16 protein-coding genes and 1 tRNA gene are annotated in these 18,409 nt (G+C 64.4%); 4 read left to right on the top strand and 13 right to left on the bottom strand.

Annotation, left to right across the window (positions count from 1 at the left end):
* Window positions 1-51: 51 nt before the first annotated feature.
* The 5 genes from ABD928_RS08065 to ABD928_RS08045 form a co-directional block, all read right to left on the bottom strand.
* A complete protein-coding gene (locus ABD928_RS08065) occupies window positions 52-768 on the bottom strand; it encodes a TIGR02186 family protein (RefSeq protein ID WP_345170170.1) in 717 nt (238 codons plus the stop codon).
* 44 nt (window positions 769-812) lie between these two features.
* Window positions 813-1,721, bottom strand: coding sequence for a sulfite exporter TauE/SafE family protein (locus ABD928_RS08060; RefSeq protein WP_187715583.1), 909 nt, complete (start codon window positions 1,719-1,721; stop codon window positions 813-815).
* Between the two features lie 68 nt (window positions 1,722-1,789).
* Window positions 1,790-2,914 (bottom strand): hypothetical protein, encoded by a 1,125-nt coding sequence (locus ABD928_RS08055; RefSeq protein WP_187715584.1) that lies wholly within the window; start codon window positions 2,912-2,914, stop codon window positions 1,790-1,792.
* Entirely contained in the window at window positions 2,911-3,828 is a 918-nt protein-coding gene (locus ABD928_RS08050) for a glycosyltransferase family 2 protein (protein ID WP_345167758.1), read from the bottom strand. The genes ABD928_RS08055 and ABD928_RS08050 overlap by 4 nt, the downstream gene beginning before the upstream one ends.
* A gap of 14 nt (window positions 3,829-3,842) precedes the next feature.
* Window positions 3,843-4,265 (bottom strand): glycosyltransferase, encoded by a 423-nt coding sequence (locus tag ABD928_RS08045; RefSeq protein WP_345167755.1) that lies wholly within the window; start codon window positions 4,263-4,265, stop codon window positions 3,843-3,845.
* Window positions 4,266-4,514: 249 nt separating this feature from the next.
* Here ABD928_RS08045 and ABD928_RS08040 point away from each other — a divergent pair, with 249 nt between their 5' ends.
* Both ABD928_RS08040 and ABD928_RS08035 read left to right on the top strand, forming a co-directional pair.
* The gene (locus tag ABD928_RS08040; protein ID WP_187715585.1) at window positions 4,515-5,168 is read left to right on the top strand and encodes a hypothetical protein; all 654 of its coding nucleotides are present in this window, start codon (window positions 4,515-4,517) and stop codon (window positions 5,166-5,168) included.
* A gap of 238 nt (window positions 5,169-5,406) precedes the next feature.
* Window positions 5,407-5,479, top strand: a tRNA-Thr gene (locus ABD928_RS08035).
* A 329-nt stretch (window positions 5,480-5,808) separates the two neighbouring features.
* Here the strand turns inward: ABD928_RS08035 and ABD928_RS08030 are convergent.
* On the bottom strand, window positions 5,809-6,678 hold the full coding sequence (locus ABD928_RS08030; protein WP_345167752.1) for an IS1595 family transposase: 870 nt from the start codon (window positions 6,676-6,678) through the stop codon (window positions 5,809-5,811).
* Between the two features lie 106 nt (window positions 6,679-6,784).
* On the opposite strand from ABD928_RS08030, the gene ABD928_RS08025 reads away from it, so the two are divergent.
* Window positions 6,785-8,083, top strand: a complete 1,299-nt coding sequence (locus ABD928_RS08025; RefSeq protein ID WP_223276571.1) for an MFS transporter — start codon at window positions 6,785-6,787, stop codon at window positions 8,081-8,083.
* On the opposite strand, the gene ABD928_RS08020 is transcribed toward ABD928_RS08025, so the two are convergent.
* The 3 genes from ABD928_RS08020 to ABD928_RS08010 form a co-directional block, all read right to left on the bottom strand.
* Entirely contained in the window at window positions 8,080-10,398 is a 2,319-nt protein-coding gene (locus tag ABD928_RS08020; protein ID WP_345167747.1) for a CDC48 family AAA ATPase, read from the bottom strand. The genes ABD928_RS08025 and ABD928_RS08020 overlap by 4 nt on opposite strands.
* 88 nt (window positions 10,399-10,486) lie before the next feature.
* Entirely contained in the window at window positions 10,487-11,248 is a 762-nt protein-coding gene (locus tag ABD928_RS08015) for an SDR family NAD(P)-dependent oxidoreductase (protein WP_345167744.1), read from the bottom strand.
* Window positions 11,249-11,251: 3 nt separating this feature from the next.
* Entirely contained in the window at window positions 11,252-11,716 is a 465-nt protein-coding gene (locus ABD928_RS08010) for a peptidylprolyl isomerase (protein ID WP_187715586.1), read from the bottom strand.
* Between the two features lie 117 nt (window positions 11,717-11,833).
* Here ABD928_RS08010 and mgtE point away from each other — a divergent pair, with 117 nt between their 5' ends.
* Entirely contained in the window at window positions 11,834-13,249 is a 1,416-nt protein-coding gene (mgtE, locus tag ABD928_RS08005) for a magnesium transporter (protein ID WP_345167739.1), read from the top strand.
* Here the strand turns inward: mgtE and ribA are convergent.
* From ribA to ABD928_RS07985, 4 genes are all read right to left on the bottom strand, one after another.
* Window positions 13,246-14,304 (bottom strand): GTP cyclohydrolase II, encoded by a 1,059-nt coding sequence (gene ribA / locus ABD928_RS08000; RefSeq protein ID WP_187715588.1) that lies wholly within the window; start codon window positions 14,302-14,304, stop codon window positions 13,246-13,248. The genes mgtE and ribA overlap by 4 nt on opposite strands.
* Window positions 14,301-15,095, bottom strand: coding sequence for an exodeoxyribonuclease III (locus ABD928_RS07995; protein WP_187715589.1), 795 nt, complete (start codon window positions 15,093-15,095; stop codon window positions 14,301-14,303). The genes ribA and ABD928_RS07995 overlap by 4 nt, the downstream gene beginning before the upstream one ends.
* Before the next feature lie 213 nt (window positions 15,096-15,308).
* The gene (locus ABD928_RS07990) at window positions 15,309-15,920 is read right to left on the bottom strand and encodes a LolA family protein (protein WP_187715590.1); all 612 of its coding nucleotides are present in this window, start codon (window positions 15,918-15,920) and stop codon (window positions 15,309-15,311) included.
* A gap of 94 nt (window positions 15,921-16,014) precedes the next feature.
* Window positions 16,015-18,342 (bottom strand): FtsK/SpoIIIE family DNA translocase, encoded by a 2,328-nt coding sequence (locus tag ABD928_RS07985; protein ID WP_187715591.1) that lies wholly within the window; start codon window positions 18,340-18,342, stop codon window positions 16,015-16,017.
* Window positions 18,343-18,409 lie beyond the last annotated feature (67 nt).

Genomic DNA, 18,409 nt, shown 5'->3' with positions numbered 1-18,409 from the left:
CTCTGGTGGGACAAGCCTAGTAAGCGCGAGCGGTTAAGATTTGCCTTAGGCTTAGAAGCGGCGGCGGAAGATCATCGCGGCCGCCCAGCCGAGCCCGAGCGACATCAAGACCGCCGCAATCCCGTAGAGCCCCTCGTGCCGTCGAGCGACCAGCGAGACCCAGCGCTCGAACCCCGTCTTCCCGATCTCGATGTCCTTCGTCGCGACCGCGAGCACCCGACCGTCCTGAATCAGGAAGGTCTCCGCCGAGTAAGTCCCGACCGGGACCTGGCTCGGGATCGAGATGCGCGCCCGGTAAAGCACGCCCTCGGTGATCTCCACCCCCCGGGGGTCTTCGTAATAGACGCCGCGGCGCTTCCGAAGGTCGATCAACCCGGCTTCGAAGTGGCGCGCCCTGTCCGGAACGGCGCCAGATCCCGGGGAGAGCTGCAAATTTTGAAGGCCGATCTCGTAGATCGCCGCAGTTCGCTCATCGAGAAGTTTCGAGACTGGCTGCGAGGACGCCACCGCATAGAATGACGGTGCAGAGCGGAAACGGGCGGAATCGGCATTCATCCAGATGCCCGCGATCTTCTGCTTCTCACGCACCAGGATCGGTTGGACGGGCCCTCGCAGCACGACTGCGATGTCCGGATCGTGTTCGGGAATGCGCCCCTTGGGATAAAGGATCGCACCGAACAGCAGGAGCTGGGCGCCGGTGAAGCTGTAGCGGATCTCGATCCGCCGCGCGGAAACGTCCGGCACCAGGACCGGCTTCGCCTGCCCCATCAGGGCCAGCGAAGCGCCCGCCAGCGCCAGTGCATGAACCGGCTTCACAGGTATTCCACGGTGAAGATGTCGTCCGGCCGCCAGGTCAGGCCGAGCAGCATGCGACCGGCGACCAGAAGGATGACGACCGCCAAGGCGAGCCGGAGGTAGTCCGGCTTCATCTTGGTGGCGAGCGTCGCACCATATTGCGCGCCAACCACGCCGCCGAGCAGCAGCAGCCCGGCCAGGACGATGTCGACGGCACGGGTGGTCAGCGCATGCACCATCGTCGTGCCCGCGGCGATGACGAGGATGATGATCAACGAGGTGCCGATGACGATGCGAGCCGGCATGCCGAGGATGTAGATCATTGCCGGCACCAGGATGAACCCGCCGCCAACGCCAAGCAGCATTGTCAGGACGCCCGCCCCAAATCCGAGCGCCAGCGGCGCAAGCGGCGAGATGTACAGGCCCGACTTGTAAAAGCGCCACCGTAGCGGAAGCGCGGCGACCCAGCGATTGTGCCGCGGCCGCGACTTCGGAGCGCTGGTTTGCAGGATCCCCAGGGCGATGAGCGCGTCCTTCAGCATCAGATAGCCGATGTAGCCGAGCAGGAGGACATACAGGCCGCCGATGACGACATCGATCTGGCCGCTGGCCTGTAGCGCGCGGAAGATCGCCGCGCCGACCAGCGAGCCGACGAGGCCACCGACGATCATGATTCCCGCCATCTGCATGTCCGCGCCGCCGCGCCGCATGTGCGCCATGGCGCCGGTTACGCTGGCGCCGGTGATCTGCGTCGTGGCGGACGCAACGGCGACCGATGGTGGGATGCCGTAGAAGATCAGCAGCGGCGTCGTCAGGAAACCGCCGCCGACGCCGAACATGCCCGACAGGATGCCAACGACCCCGCCAAGCGCGATGATCAGCAGCGCGTTGACCGACTGGCCGGCGATCGGAAGGTAGATGTCCATCGGCCGCTATGGACTAGCGGCAAAGACAGCGGATGGCCAAGCCATACGGCCGATTTGAAGCTTCGCGTCTAGAAGTTTGCGCCCAGCGTGACGGCCGGCCCGGACGATGGTTCCGCCGTCCCTGCCAATCTCTGCCGCCAATCCACGTGGACGCTGATGTTCGGACGTACCCGCATGGAGATGCGTGGCCCGGCATCGACGCGATAGAGGCCGGGTTGATAGCCGCCCCAGACGCCAAAGCCGGCCGAGAAGCGTCCCCACACCGGTCGCGAAACGGCGAGTCCGCCGTCGGCGAAAAGATCGCGCTCGCGCAGCCCGACGACTCCCGCCTGGGCGTATCCGTCGAGCATGAAATCCCATCCGATCGGCCGCTGGTAGATCCCACCCTCGGCAAACAAGGCAAAGTCCGATCGGCCGGTGCTGAACTTGCCGATGGCCTGCCTGCGTTCAGCGGTGATCGCGAAAGGTATGGAGGGAATGGGTGTGAAGCGGACGCCGGCGGCGACCTCGCCTCCCCGCGCGCCACCGATGGGGCTGCTTGATCGTAGTGACGCTGCGATCCGGGGATCGAAGGCATAGGTCAGCCTTCCGCCCGCCTGGCTACCGCCCAGTGTTCCGCCGCTGGCGAGCGAACCTGTGCCCGGCCGCCCGCGCAACATCGCCCAGGCGCTGAATTGCAGGCGATCGAGGTGCTTCTTTGGAATGAACTGCGGAATCCCTGCGGGGACCGGAGTGCTCTGGCGCGGTGGACCGGAGAAATTGCCCCGAGCGACTTGCGCCAGGTCCCACTGATCGAGTTGCGGAACAGGAGCGTAGAATTGCGCCGGCTCAGCTTCGGGCTCCGCCAGTTGCGGCTTCGCCGGTGGCAAGGGCACGTGCACCACCCGGGAAGGCGCGGAGGCGGGGTAATAATAGACCGGCGCAGGGAGATACCGGGGCGGCTGCGCTTGACCGGCATAGGCGGGTCCGTTCGGATAAGTAGGATATGCCGGATACTCCGCCGGAACCTGATCGATATCCATCCCGACTGGAGTGATTGGCGGGAATTGTGTCGGCACGATGGGCGGAACCGGAGCTGCCTCCGCCTTCGTTACGGCGAATGCTTCCGGCCCAGGCAGCGCCCCCAGCGTCACGCTTCGAACCAGGGCCCAGCCGGTGACTGCGACCAATAGAAAGCGGACCGGTGCGCTCACAGCACGGCCTCCTTGGGAAAAATGTGCTGCGTTTTCTCCCAGGTCTGAGAGCGGCCGCCGACATGACGCGAAAAGGCACGGAACGCCGCGAGGACTGCGATCAGATTCCCGACGAACAGCCGTGGTATCGACAGCAGGCCTTCTTCGAGCCCGTAGGCGGAAGCCGTGAACCAGGCGCGCATCAGGACTCGCCACAGCAAGAGCCAGGCGTTGATGGTGAGGAGCATCGCCAGGAGGGGCTCGATCCGAACCTGGATCGGGGCTCCGAGGAGGCCGGCAAGCCAGAGCTGCGACCACAGGAACGCTGCCGAATACGCGCCCAGGATCAGCAACGCCGCGAGCGGCCCGCGCCGATCGCGGAGCCGCATCCAGCGCTCGCCAAGGCCGCCGCTCCACCCGAGCCGATCCCAGCCGGCGAAGGCAATCCCGCCCAGCCATCGCGCCTTTTGGCGGACCGCGGCGCCCAGCGTCGAAGGAAAGTAGCCGCGGCTGGAAACGACGCCCGGCTCACCCGGCTCGGACGGGATCCGGACGAACATGGTCTTCAGTCCAAGCCCGCCGAAACGGAGACCGATCTCATAATCCTCCGTCAGGCTCTTGCCCGCGAACGGCCGCCCTTCGTGCTGAGCGGCAAGCTTGGCGAGCGGCACACGCTCGATCGCACAGCCGACCCCGGCAAGCGGAATGGCCGCGCCGACGGCTTCGCGAACCACCAGCTCCTTGATGTGAGCCTCGGCGAATTCGTCGCAATAATGTCCGCTGATCCAGCGTGAATTACGGTCCACCAGCGGAAGGACCGGAAGCTGGACCACGGCTGCCCGTCCGATCAGCCCGTCAAAGACGCGCAGTTCGTAGCGGTGAACGAGGTCCTCGGCGTCATGCAAGACGACGGCCTTTGCCCGGCGTCCGGTCACCGTCTCATGAGCGATCAGGGCGTCGTACAGATGATGAGGCAGTCGGCTTTCGTGGTCGGGCCGTCGGCCTCGACCTCGACGGACGTGATGCGGGGATCCGCGATGCTGGCGATGGCGGCGCCCGTCGCCGGGTCGTTCCGGTAATAGCCGACGAAGATGCGGTAGTCGGGGTAATCGAGACGCTTCAACGTTGCCTTGAGCATCGCTGCGATGACCGCGGATTCTTCCCAGGCGGGCACGAAGATCGCCATGAAACCCGGGTTCTTGTTGAAGCAGAAAAAGCTCGCATAGGCCTTGCGGTACCGACGGTAGACCGTTCGCGAACGCCACAACCTGCGGGTCAGGTAGATGATGTCGACTGCAAGGTCGTTGAGGCCAAGCAGAAGGAAGCCGACGCTCGCAAAAAGCGCGAGCTCAGCTGCAATGCGCGACAGCACGTCAGCAGCAAGCATGGGAGCGACCGATGGGGGCGGGTTAGCGCGGGGTCGTCGGTGCAGCAGGAATCAGGATCGCTCGGCGCATACGCAACACCCCACAGAATCACCGAGCGCGCTTGGGATCGCACAACATCGGTTGTTTCTCAAGATGGGGTTTATCCCCTTGGAGCATGTAACCGTGGCCTGCTATAGGCCGGGACTTGCCACTGATGTTGTTAATCAGGACAACATCGGGACGGGGGTTAGCTTATGGCAAAAGAGTTCATCGACCGCTGGATTAGCCGCGCCTCGAACGCCGTTACATTCTGGACGATTGTCCCGTCAGGGTTCGTCGGCCTCGTGAGCGGGTACCTTGCAAGCAGCGTGGGGCTAATCAGCCAATACGGCGCATGGGGGTGGTTTACCGCAGGCCTCTTGGCTTTCTTTGTCTCTTCGATCTCGTTTGGCGCGATTGCGCGCACTAAGCTTTGGCGGATCGAGGCGAAGCACCGGGCGCGACTGACGGGAGACAGTTCGCCATTCGATCCGATGGCGACGGTGTATGAGAACAAGCGGCTGTACCTTCGTGACCTTGCCCCGCTCGGACGGCGCTATGTGTTAGGCAAGAGGTTCATAGATTGTGAAATCATCGGTCCCGGCGTGGCCATGGTCGGAATAACTTCCGATCCCTCGAAGCCCTCGCTGATGCGCAACAGTCACACGCTGGACGGAGTTGACTGCATCGAGGTTGATCCCGACCCAGCGCGCCGGTCTACACAGGCAATTGAGTTCGTCGATTGTGACTTTGACGGCTGCAAATTCTACCACATGAGCCTACTTTTCAGCGCCAGGGAGAACGAGACGCTTCACTGGATCACCAAAGACGCGAGGCAGGCGCTATTGCCGAAGGATGCAGCCGGATGAATTGGCAGACTAAGTTTGACCGCCTCTTGAAGGCTATGGCCTCCGGCGAACCGCCTAAGCGGAAGGAACGGGACGAGAACAGTCCGGAGCCGAGCGAGCGCGACAAGCCGCCTCGGGGCTGAAACAATCCACAAGATATTGTGCCTCAAGTGGTGATTTTTTCAACCTTTAGCGGTTGTCCTAATTTCCGAGGTCGTTCATAACGAAAAGTGGGCCAGCCTTTCGACTGACCCACTTTGGACCCGTAGCTCAATAGGTAGAGCGGGCGCCTTGTAATCGCACGGTTGTAGGTTCGAGTCCTACCGGGTCCGCGCATGGGACGGTCTCTCTTTCGGGAGGGGCCGTCCCTTTTGTTTGGTACGTTGTGCATTACTCAAACTTAAAGGTTTATGCAACCGCTAAGTAGCGGACAGTTGCCGGTTTGATAGCGGACAACTAGCGGTTAAAAGGCCGTATGGGCCGCCAGCGGAATGCCAACGAGTCGAAGCGAGTCGAGTTCAGGATTTCGGCTCCATCCCACGCACGCTTGGAATATCTGGCGAAACGGGGTCTGCACGGAGGCAGTGTCGGGGAGGTTGCGAAAAACCTGCTCGGGCGCGAGCTGGACGATCTTACGAGGGCGGGTGTTTTGCCGCTCGATCTACCGAGTGAATGAGAACATCAGGCGGTCGAGCATCAGGTGCGGAACGTCCCGCATGTTCCAGCGGTACTCAAACTCCCCAAGGTACTTCGGGAGATGCTTAGCGCTAACGTGAATGTGCGTACCATTGATGCCGCGCTTCAGAATGTTCCAGAAGCCTTCAATGGTGTTCGTGTGGCAACCGGTTTTGCTGACGTACTCAAACGTGTGGTTCACCTTGTCGTGGCGGTAGCCCATGTCCTTAAGACCCATGTACGAGCGCAGCGTGTCGGTATGAACGGTCGTGCCGGGAAGCACATGCTCTTGGACGACCGGCAGAAGCTGGTGCTTGCTGTTGCCCGGAACGACCTTGGTAATAAGTTCGCCGCCGCACTCCAGCATGCCCATGACAACATGCTTGGAGGTCATGCGGCTCGTACCGTCCGCCTTGGACTTGCCGCCGATGTACGTCTCATCGATCTGGACCGTCTCGCCAACGCCGCCTAACGGGTCATTGCTGTCCAACATACCCATGTACTTCCGTACTTCGTGGCACATGCGCCATGCGGTCTTGTACGTGACGCCGATGTCGCGTTGCACCTTCTTGGCGGCCACGCCGTTCCGCGTCGTGGTGAACAGGAACATGACGTAGAACCAGTCGCGGAGGCTCGTGCGAGTGCGATCGAACGGCGTTCCGGCGGTCGGATACAGGTTATTGGCGCACCACTGGCACTGGTACGAGCGGCGGCCCTTCACGCGGCTGTACTTCACCGGACGGCCACACTTGGGGCAATCGGTCCCGGCGTACCGGACCTGAAACAGGTGGTCTAAACAGCTATCCTCGGTCGGGAACCGATCTTGGAACTGGCGGAGTGTAGGTGCCTTGCTCATGCATCATATGTACTGCTTATGTTTACATGCGTCAAGGGGATAAGCGCCTCAAGATTGATCCGTTTCGGACGTTTTGCCGCCCGCTGTTCCGGGTCTAGAGCGAGACGTGCTTCACGAAACCGGAAGGCAGAAGATCGGGACGACCGCGCTGGCGCGCGCGCATTTCCTGCTGCTCTACGCGGCGATGCTCGTCGCTGCTTCGGGCAATACCGCGCTGCAATCGGTGATGCCGGCGATCGGGCGCGAGATCGGCATTTCCGATTTCTGGGTCGCGCTCGCCTACACCTGGTCGGCGGTGCTGTGGGTCGTGTGCGCGCCGTACTGGGCGGAAAAGAGCGACCATCACGGACGCAAGGCTCTGACCCTGCTCGGCCTCACCGGCTTCATCGTTTCGACGGTCCTGTGCGGGACCGTCCTGCACCTCGGCCTGATCGGAGCGATCGGCGGCGGAGTGACGTTCCTCCTGTTCGGTTGCTTTCGCGCCATTTACGGCACCTTCGGGAGCGCGACGCCCTCGGCCACGCAAGCGTATCTGGCGGCAAAGACGCGGCGAAGCGGCCGGGTGGCCGCGCTGTCGGCCCTGTCCAGCTCGTTCGGCCTCGGGACGATCATCGGCCCGGCTATCGCGCCCTTGTTCGTGCTTCCGGTCATTGGACTTGCGGGGCCGATGTTCGCCTTCGCGCTGATTGCGCTCGCGGTCTTCGTGGCGGTCCTGCTGTGGCTGCCCAATGACCGCTACGGCCGCCGCATCGGGCGGGGCGCAGCAATGAGCTATCCGTCCGGCGCCTCGACTCCGACCGGTGCGAGCGTCGTCGCGGCGACGTCTCCAAGAGGAAAGAGGCTGAGCTGGAAGGACTTGCGAGTTCGCTCGTGGATCGTGGCCGGAGTCGCCGCGGGTCATGCGCAGGCGGCGACGCTGACGTGCATCGGCTTCTTCGTCATCGACCGGCTTCACCTGGAGCCGCACGGGTCGGAGGCGTCGATCGCGATCGTGATGATGGCGGGCGCCTCGGCGACCCTGGCGGCGCAATGGGGCCTGATTCCGAGGCTGAACCTGAAACCGAAGGCGCTGATCTTTTGGGGCTCGATCGTCGCCGCTGTGGGGCTGGCCGAAGCGATCGTGGCGCGCGACCTTTACGGCATTACATTGTCGTTCGCGCTCGCCTCACTGGGTTTCGGGTTCACACGCCCGGGGTTTACCGGAGGCGCGTCGCTTGCGGTGCCCATGGCTGCGCAGGGCGGCGTCGCGGGGCTCATTACCGCGGCGAACGGCATCAGCTGGGTCGCTGCGCCGGCGCTCGGGATGGCGGTCTACCTCGTCAACCCGAACCTGCCGTTCGCGGTGTCTTCGCTGCTCCTGCTGGCGCTGGCCTTCTGGTCGCGGAGGGCGCTCCCCAGCCTCTAGCCCATTGAGCCTTTGCCGTCGCCGCCGCGCGAGCGGAGCATTCCCGGAAGGACGAAACCGATGCCGCCCGGCCGGACGGCCTCGCTCTTCAGCGTCTCCTGGATGCGGTCATATTCCTCCAGCATTTCGGCGGTCACCGACGCGCGGGTGTCGGCCAGCGCAGCCTCGAAATCCGCCATCGTGACTTCGTCGGCGTCGAGCCCGCGCCGGAGTGCGGTCAGGCCCGCGCGGCGAACGAGGTCCTCGAGGTCTGCGCCGGTGAACCGCTCGGTCCGCTGAGCAAGCGATTCAAGATCGACGTCGCGGGCCAACGGCATGTCCTCGGTGTGGATGGCAAGGATGCGGCGGCGCCCGGCTGTGTCCGGAGTGCCGACATAAATCAGCTCGTCCAGGCGACCGGGGCGGAGCAGCGCCGGGTCGATCAGGTTCGGGCGGTTGGTGGCACCGATCAGGACGACATTGTTGAGCTCTTCGAGGCCGTCCATTTCGGCGAGGATCGTGTTGACCACCCGCTCGGTCACCTGCGGCTCGCCCAAGCCGCCCCCGCGCGCGGGGACCAGGCTGTCGAGCTCGTCGATGAAGATGACGGTCGGCGCGACCTGGCGGGCGCGGGCGAACAGGCGGGCGATCTGCTGTTCGCTTTCGCCGTACCATTTGCTGAGCAAGTCGGACGACTTGGTGGCGATGAAATTCGCCTGGCTTTCGCGTGCGGTCGCCTTCGCCAGCAACGTCTTGCCGGTGCCGGGAGGACCGTAGAGCAGGAAGCCCTTGGCGGGGCGGATGCCGAGGCGGCGGAATGCTTCGGGATGCTTGAGCGGCAGCTCGACGCCTTCCTTGAGGCGATCGCGTGCGGCGTCGAGTCCGCCGACGTCGTCCCAGCTGACGGAAGGCGTTTCGACCATGACCTCGCGCATCGCCGACGGCTGCACGCGCTTGAGGGCGTTGATGAAATCGCTCGGCTCGACCGAGAGGGCATCGAGGACCTCGGTCGGGATCGTGTCGTCTTCGAGGTTGAGCTTGGGCATGATCCGGCGGACCGCCTCAAGCGCTGCTTCACGCGTCAACGCGGCAAGATCGGCGCCGACGAACCCGTAGGTGTTCCGCGCCAACTCATCGAGATTGACGTCAGCGTTGAGCGGCATGCCCCGCGTGTGAATGCCGAGGATCTCGCGGCGGCCCTTCTCATCGGGGACGCCAACGACGATCTCACGATCGAAGCGGCCCGGTCGACGGAGCGCTTCGTCGATCGCCTCGGGGCGGTTAGTCGCGGCGATCACCACTAGGTTCTGGCGCGGCTCGAGCCCGTCCAACAGCGTAAGCAGCTGGGCGACGAGCCGCTTTTCCGCCTCGCCGGTGACCTGGCTCCGCTTCGGCGCAATGGAATCGATCTCGTCGATGAAGATGATGGAAGGCGCCTGGGCGGCCGCCTGCTCGAACAATTCGCGGAGCTTCTTTTCGCTCTCGCCATAGGCCGAACCCATGATCTCCGGACCGGCAATGTGGAAGAAACGGGCATCGCTTTCGTTGGCGACCGCGCGAGCGAGCCGTGTCTTCCCGGTGCCGGGCGGGCCATGGAGCAGGACGCCTTTGGGCGGATCGACGCCGAGGCGCTGGAACAGCTCGGGGTGGCGTAGGGGAAGCTCGACCATCTCGCGCAACGCATCAATGGTGTCGCGCATGCCGCCGAGGTCGTCATAGGTGACGTCGGCGCGGCGCTCGCCGTCGCCTTTGGCAAACTCAGGAAGCAGCTCGATCTGCGTGCTCGTGTCGACGTGGACGATGCCCTTCGGCACGGTCGACACGACCTGCAGACGCACCTCCTGCAAGGCGAATGCGGGGGCGTTCAGCATTTGCCGGACTTCCTCCGGCATGTTCGAATCGATCCGCTGATGACCGGTTGTCGCGACCACGTCACCCTCGACGAGAGGCCGTCCGGCAAAGCTCCGCTGAAGCGCGTTCGCTGAGCCCTGGAGACGAATATTGTCCTGCGCCGGGGCGAAGACCACGCGGGTTGCAGGCTTCGACTGCGCCTTCTTGATCTCCACATAATCGCCGGATCCGACCCGCGCGTTGGAACGCTGCAAACCATCAAGGCGGATGATCGCGAGGCCAGCATCGTCGGGGTAGGGGCGCAGCGAGCGCGCGGTCGTGGTGCGCTTGCCGATGATCTCGATCACGTCGCCTTCGTTGATCCCAAGCGACTTCATCAGGTCGAGCGGAAGCCTGGCGAATCCGCGTCCACCGTCGGCCGGCGGCAGGTTGGCGACCTGCACGCGCTGCGCCGTGGTGCGCTCAAGGGTGTCGGTTTCGGCCACTCAACTTCCTCCGCTCTCGTGCCGTATCCGTAACGACGGCCACTGGATAGAGTTCAATGTGGGAACCACCGGCGGGGAGAAAAGCCCCTTAGAACTTCAAAGACCCCGCGATTTTGCGAACGACCGACCGCGGGGCAAGCTGGGCCGACAGCGCGCCAGCCTTGTTTGCGATGCCGGGAATGACGACGGCCGAATTGCTTTCGAGGCCGTCCAGGCCGGCCTTTACCACCGGCCCCGCATCCATCGCCAGCCGGTCGAAGCTGCCGAGTGCCTTGATGCCTGCGACGTCGCCGAACTCCGTTCGCGTGGGACCGGGGCAGAGCGCGCTGACCTTGATTCCACGATCCTTCCACTCCTCGTGGAGCGCCTCGGTGAATGAGAGGACGTAGGCCTTGGTGGCGAAGTAAACGGCCATGTTTGGGCCAGGCTGAAAGGCGGCGGTCGAGGCCACGTTCAGGATCGCTCCGCCGCCGTTCGCCCGCATGTCGTCGAGCACGACGAAGGCGAGATTGGTCAGCGACCGGATGTTGAGATCGATCATTTCCAGCTGGCGATCGAGCGGCAATGTGTCGAACCGGCCGCGCAGCCCGAAGCCCGCATTGTTGATCAATGTGCGGACCCACAGGTCGCGGGACCTGATCTCCTTTAGCAGCTCGGCGGGCGCCTTCGGCTTGGCAAGGTCGGCGGCGATCACATGCGCCTTGCCGAGCTCAGCCGCAAGTTGGTTCAGGCGATCCTTGCGGCGGGCGACAAGGACGACCTCATCCCCCCGCGCGGCGCATTGCTTCGCGAACTCGACTCCGAGGCCAGCCGATGCGCCGGTAATCAGCGTGACTGGCCGCGGCGCCATGCTTCAAGCCGCCTCGCGGATTTCGGCCTTTTCGATCTTGCCGGGGTTGGCCGGCGGCTCGCCCTTGGGAAGCGCATCGACATATTCCATGCCGCTCTCGACCTCGCCCCAGACGGTGTACTGGTTGTCGAGGAAGCGGGCATCGTCGAAGCAGATGAAGAACTGGCTGTTGGCGCTGTTCGGGTCTTGCGTACGGGCCATCGAACAGACTCCGCGAACGTGCGGCTCGCGGCTGAACTCGGCGCGGAGGTTCGGCAGGTCAGATCCGCCGGTGCCGCGGCCGGTGGGATCACCGCCCTGAGCCATGAAACCCGGAATCACGCGATGAAAGGGAACGCCGTCGTAAAAGCCGCTCTTCGCGAGCTCCTTGATGCGCTCGACGTGACCGGGGGCGAGGTCGGGACGAAGCTTGATGACGACATCGCCGCCGCTGGAGAGATGAAAGACGAGGCGTTCGTTATCGGACATTGCGCTGGCTCCGGTCTGGAAAGGTGCTGGGCGGCGATTTAGGCGGCCCAGGCGGGTTGCGCCAGTGCAGGCGCGGCAATAGGACGGCGGGCACGGGTTGAGCTGGGGGTCCAAGGCATGAGCGAGAGCGAGAACATCGCCACCGCGGCCCCCGAGCCCAAGGCTCAGGCACCGATCGACGATGAGGATCGGCTGCGGCCGGAATTCGTCGAAGAAGTGCTCGACGCCGTCGAGATTGGCGATGACGAGACCGCGCGGCGGCTCGTGCAGCCGCTTCACCCGGCCGACGTCGCCGACCTGATCGAGCTTGCGCGTCGTGACGAGCGCGAGGGGCTGGTCAAGGCGCTGGCCGGGATCATCAGCCCGGACGTCCTGTCGGAGCTGAACGACTTCGTCCGCGAAGACCTGATCGACGAGATGGAGCCGCAGCAGGTCGCCGACCTCGCGGGCCAGATGGAGACCGACGACGCGGTCGCCCTGATCGAGGATCTCGACGAGGAAGACCAGCAGGCCGTCCTCGAGAAGATGGAGCCGGACGACCGCGCTGCGGTCGAAGAAGCGCTCAGTTATCCGGAAGAATCCGCCGGCCGCCTGATGCAGCGCGATCTTTGCGCTGTCCCCGAACATTGGAAGGTCGGGCAGGTCATCGATTATTTGCGGTCCGAGGCCGACCTTCCGGACGATTTCTGGGAAGTGTTCGTCGTCTCGCCGAACCACCACCCAGTGGGCACCTGTAAGCTGTCGACGATCCTGCGCAGCCCGCGCTCGACGCTGGTCGGCGATATCATGGCACGTGAGCAGACGCTGATCCCGGTGGATATGGATCAGGAAGACGTGGCGCTCCGCTTCCAAAAATACGCGCTCGTGTCCGCCGCAGTCGTCGACGACAGCGAGCGGTTGGTCGGCATGATCACTGTCGACGACATCATTCACATCATCCAGGAAGAAGCGAGCGAGGACGTCCTGCTGCTCTCCGGTGCGGGCGACGAAGGCGACATCAACGAGCCGGTCACTGAAAGCTACAAGGCGCGCGTCCGTTGGCTGGTCGCCAACCTGCTCACGGCTCTCGTCGCGGCTTTCATCATCCGGCAGTTCGAGCATTCGATCGAGCGGCTGGCGATCCTTGCGGTGCTGATGCCGATCGTTGCGGGCGTCGGCGGGAATGCCGGAACGCAGACGCTGGCAGTGACAGTCCGCGCGATCGCAACCAACCAGCTGACCGGTTCGAATCGCTGGCGCGCGGTTGGCCGCGAACTCCGGGTGGCGATGCTGAACGGCCTGACCATTGCCTTGCTGATCGGTGTCGGCGTGACTCTTGTGCTGGGAAGCGTCCAGCTCGGTGCGGTCATTGCGGCCGCCATGCTGTTCAACATTCTCGTCGCCGGGCTGGCCGGCTCCCTGATACCGCTGGCGCTGGAGCGGGCGGGCGCCGACCCGGCGGTGGCCAGCAGCATATTCGTGACGATGATGACCGACTCGCTCGGCTTCCTCGCCTTCCTCGGACTGGCGACCTTTGTGGGGCTCGCCGGCTAAGCCAGGTGGCCGCTCTTCGAGCGCTTCACGTCAAGATAATCGGCATTGTGAGGATTGGCCGGCATGTGGTGCGCAACGCGCTCCGCGACCCTGATGCCTTCCGCTTCCAGCGCCGCGACCTTGTTCGGGTTGTTGGTCAGCAGCCTCACCTCGTCGATCCCGAGCTGACGCAGGATGGCGGCGGCATGGGCATATTCACGCTCGTCATCGGAAAAGCCGAGCCTCAGGTTGGCGTCGACGGTGTCGAGTCCGCGATCCTGCAGCGCATAGGCGCGAAGCTTGTTGGCGAGGCCGATTCCGCGCCCCTCCTGCCGGAGGTAAAGAAGCACGCCGCCGCCGGACTCGCCGATGAGGCGGAGCGCCTCCTTCAGCTGCGGTCCGCAGTCGCATTTCAGCGAGCCGAACACGTCGCCGGTCAGGCACTCGCTGTGCAGGCGAACCAGCGGCGGCTTTCCGCCAAAGGCGCCAACCAGCAGCGCCACATGCTCCTGGCCATCGTCCGACCCGCGGAAGGCGAAGATCTGCGTGTCCGGCATGTCTTCGAGTGGCAGGCGCGCGCGCGACAGAAGTGTCACCTCGGGCCGGAGGTTCTCGTTGGTGAGCTGATCGAGCGCGATCGCCACCGCTCCATCGTTCGCCTGGACTACCCACGCCGCAGGCAGGAGCCCGGCCGCGCGGGTCAAGGCAAGCGCTGCCTTCGCGCTGTCCGCAGTATCAATAGGCAGAGGGTGCAGCGGACCGATCGGAGCCCGCGCGAAATCCTGTGCCGGGTCGGCGAGTGTGAGAGCGGCTTTTCCGTCGAGCCATGACTCCCTTGCGAGAAGAACCGGCTCGGCGGGGTCCGCGGCGTCGCGCTCATTAGCGAGTGACAGGGCCGCCGCCCGTCTTCCGCTCAGAAGCAATTGCGCCTTGGCCTTGGGATCGAGAGTCTTGAGAGCTTCGGAGGTCGCCGTCTCGATCGACACGAACGAAAGCGGCTCGTCACCCTCGATAGTGACGGCGCGTCCGGTTCGCAGCGCCGCGATCGCCCGTTCGACCGCGTGCTCGCGGCTCAAATGGCGATCTCGCAGATCAGCGGCACATGGTCCGACGGGCGTTCCCAGCTCCGGCACGGTTCGAGCACCCGATGCGCCAGGACGCGCTCCGACGCACCCGGCGACACCCACATGTGGTCGAGGCGGCGTCCGCGGTCGTTCTTGGTATGGTCGGGCGAGCGGTAGCTCCACCAAGTGAAGTTGCGCTCCGGCGCGGGGACGAAGCGGCGACCGATGTCGACCCAGCCGTGAGCCTGCTGGAGGCGGCTCAAGGCATCGACCTCGATGGGCGTGTGGCTGACGACATCGAGCAGGGCCTTGTGGCTCCACACGTCGCACTCGAGCGGAGCGACATTGAAGTCGCCGACGATCAGCGTCGGTTCGCGCAGGCCATCGGACCAGCGGGTCATGCGTTCGATAAAGTCGAGCTTTTGGCCGAACTTCGGATTGACGGTCCGGTCGGGGATGTCGCCGCCCGCTGGGACGTAGACGTTCTCCAGCCTGAGGCCGCACGGAAGCCTGACTCCGACGTGCCTTGCCTCACCGTTGTCCTGCCAGTCATGGCTTCCGGAATCGCGAAGCTCCACCCTGGACAGGATCGCCACGCCATGGTGCATCTTCTGGCCCCTGAGGACGCGGTGCACGTAGCCTTGCTTCCTGAACAGATCGGCCGGGAAGATATCGTCCGTGACTTTCGTTTCCTGGAGGCAAAGGACATCCGGCTTTTCCTCGCGCAGCAGGCGCTCGACGATGCCGAGCCGCGCTCGGACGGAGTTCACGTTCCAGGAGGCGATCTTGATGGTCTTGGACACGGTGTCGCGCTTAGCCCGTTCTGCACTTCACGCAAAGGAAAGGCCCCCGCTCCGGGGGCATGGAGCGAGGGCCGACCAAGCGTTCGTCACGCAAGGGATCTAGCGGGCCGTGGGTAACAGGGGGAAACCCCAGGCGTCGCAGGATCGACGTGTCGTTTAGCAGGGCTAACCTGACGCGCCGATGAACAGTTTTAGATTGCTACGCTTTTTCTGTCACCTGCGTTTTTTGGGTTCCGCGTACGAAAACGCACTTTCGGGGACCGCGACATTGTAGCGCTGGTTGTCCAGCTTGATCGTCGTCTTCTTGTTCTGTGCGTCGATCGCGGTCCAGCCTTCGAGCAGCAGGCCGCCCGGCGCCGACGGATTGCGAACGAACGCCAGCAGCAGCGTCCCGAACTCGGGCCGCCGGGCGTCGCGGGCCCGAACGAGCAGGATGCGGGGATCCGCCTGCGGAACGATTGTCGTGATGCGGCGGATGTCCGGGTTCGCGGACAGCAGGATGCCGAGCGGGGTCTTGTTGAGGTCCCAGCTGTTCTTCTGGCCCACTTCATAGTCGACGAACGTCAGCTTGTTGCCGTTGCCGACCAGCAGGATGTCGTTGCCCTGGTACTGAAAGCGGATGCGGCCCGGACGCTTCAGCTGAAGTGTCCCGCGAGCGACGCGGTTCTTCGAATCCGTCTGGGTGAAGTTGGCCGTCATCGACTGGACGGCGGACAGGTGCGCCTCGACCTTGGCGATGTCGCCGCTCTGCGCCTGAGCAGGAACCGCGGCAGCGACAATCGCGATCGGCGCCAAGGCGCGTGCGAAATTTGTCGGGAATGTCATTCGTGAACTCCTGGGAATTTTCGGCCGGTCTGGCAATCGCCCATTGAATGCCGACTGAACCCGCCGGTTCCCGCGCGTTCAGGTTCAGAAACGATCAGATCGGGTGCCCGTCCGGATCGATCAGCACTTCGCGGCGGCCGACGTGGTCGGGTTGGCCGACAAGGCCTTCCTTCTCCATCCGCTCGATTAGCCTCGCCGCGCTGTTGTAGCCGACGCGCAGCTGGCGCTGGAGGTACGAGGTCGAAGCCTTCTGGCTTTCGGCGACGATCTGGACCGCCTTGCGGAACAGCTGGGTCTCCGCATCGTCCTCGCCGCTCGGCTGGCCATCGAACAGATAGCCGCCGTCTTCCGGTTCTTCGGTGACCGCCTGGATGTAGTCGGGCACGCCCTGCTTGCGCCAATGCTCCGCGACCGCGCGGACCTCCTCGTCGCTGACGAAGGGGCCGTGGACGCGGATGATCTGCTTGCCGCCCGGCATGTAGAGCATGTCGCCCTTGCCGAGCAGCTGCTCGGCGCCCTGCTCGCCGAGGATGGTGCGGCTGTCGATCTTGCTGGTCACCTGGAAGCTGATGCGGGTCGGCAAATTGGCCTTGATGACGCCGGTGATGACGTCGACCGATGGCCGCTGCGTCGCCATGATCAGGTGGATGCCGGCCGCGCGCGCTTTCTGGGCGAGGCGCTGGATGAGGAACTCGACCTCCTTACCGGCGGTCATCATGAGGTCGGCGAGCTCGTCCACGACGACGACGATCTGCGGCAAGACCTCGTATTCCAGTTCCTCGACTTCATAGAGGGGCTGGCCGCTGCTGGCGTCGTAGCCGGTCTGAACGCGTCGGCCGAGCTTGGAGCCCTTGGTCTTCGCCTCGCGAACCTTCTGGTTGAAGCTCGGCAGTGCACGGACGCCGAGGTTCGCCATCATCCGATAGCGCTCCTCCATCTGCTCGACCGTCCACTTGAGCGCACGGATCGCCTTGCCCGGCTCGGTGACCACAGGCGAAAGCAAATGCGGGATGTCGTCGTAGATGCTGAGCTCCAGCATCTTCGGGTCGATCATGATCATCCGGCACTCTTCCGGAGTCATCCGGTAGAGCAGCGATAAGATCATGCAGTTGAGGCCAACCGACTTGCCCGAGCCGGTGGTGCCCGCGACGAGCAAATGCGGCATCGGCGCCAAGTCGGCGATGACCGGATCGCCGGCGATATTCTTGCCGAGGATCAAGGGCAGCGACATGTTCTGGTCTTCGAATGCCTGGCTGCCGACCAGCTCGGACAGGCTGACCGTCTCGCGCTTCGGATTGGGAAGCTCGATGCCGATCACGCTGCGGCCGGGAATGGTCGCGACGCGTGCGGACAATGCAGACATGTTGCGGGCGATGTCGTCGGCGAGCTGGATGACCCGGCTGGCCTTGATCCCGCTCGCCGGCTCAAGCTCGTACATGGTGACCACGGGACCGGGGCGAACCTCAACGATGTCGCCACGGACGTGGAAGTCCTCAAGCACGCTCTCCAGCAGTCGCGCGTTGCGCTCAAGCCCGGCGCGGTCGATCTTTGAGCTACCTTTTTCGGGCGCCGCGGCGAGCAGGTCGATCGCCGGAAGCTGGTAATTGTCGCCAAGCGCCAGGCTCTGCTGCGCGGCGGCAGGCCGCTTGCTTCCCCGAGATTGGGCCGCGACCACCGGCTTCGGCGGCTCCGCAACCGCGACCGCCGGCCGAGACTTGGGCGGAGCGGCGCTTGCGGGACGCTCCTCGGCGATTTCGGTGGTCCGTCGCGGTGCAGCGATCTTGGGCCGAGGATCGCGACGGAAGATCCCGGCGACCCATGCCTTCTCGGTCTGCTGCAACCCGACCGACAGATAGCCGAGCAGCAATCCGGCCAGCCCGAAAAGCACAAGCGCAATCAGGCGGACAGGGCCTGCAATGGCCGGATTCTGGATGAGGCCGATGGCGGAATCGACGCCATAGGCCGCACCCAGGCCAATCGCTCCGCCCCACCCGCCGGGAAGACCGGAAACCGCTGAAGCGCTGGTCAGGCTGAGGGCGACCCCGATCAGGATCGCGCCCGCGGCTGCGACCAACAGGGCGCGAACGATCCGACCGGTCGGCTCGAGCCTCATCAAGCGGATGCCAGCAAGCGCGATGACCGGGATGAAGAAGACCGACCCCATGCCGAACAGCAGCAGCAAGGCGTCGCTCGCATAGGCGCCGAAGCTTCCGATCCAGTTCGATGGCGGCCCACCTGCGGCAGTGCTGAAAGACGGGTCCGTCGTGTTGTGGGTGGCGAGTGCCAGCGCCGTCGCGACGGCCAGCCCGAACAGCATCGCACCCCAGGTGCGAACGGCGAGACGCTTGACCGACGCACGCAAGGCGTCGCGCCAATGAGGCTCAAGCTCCCGTTTATGGGTCCGCACGGCCGCGGTCGCCATTAATCCATCCCCACCCAAATCCTTGGGTAGAATGCATCTTTGGCGAGTCCTCGGTCAAGCGATGCCT

This window comes from Sphingomonas daechungensis (assembly GCF_039543105.1).
GTDB lineage: Bacteria > Pseudomonadota > Alphaproteobacteria > Sphingomonadales > Sphingomonadaceae > Sphingomicrobium > Sphingomicrobium daechungense.
This window is presented reverse-complemented; position numbering and strand designations above follow the sequence as displayed.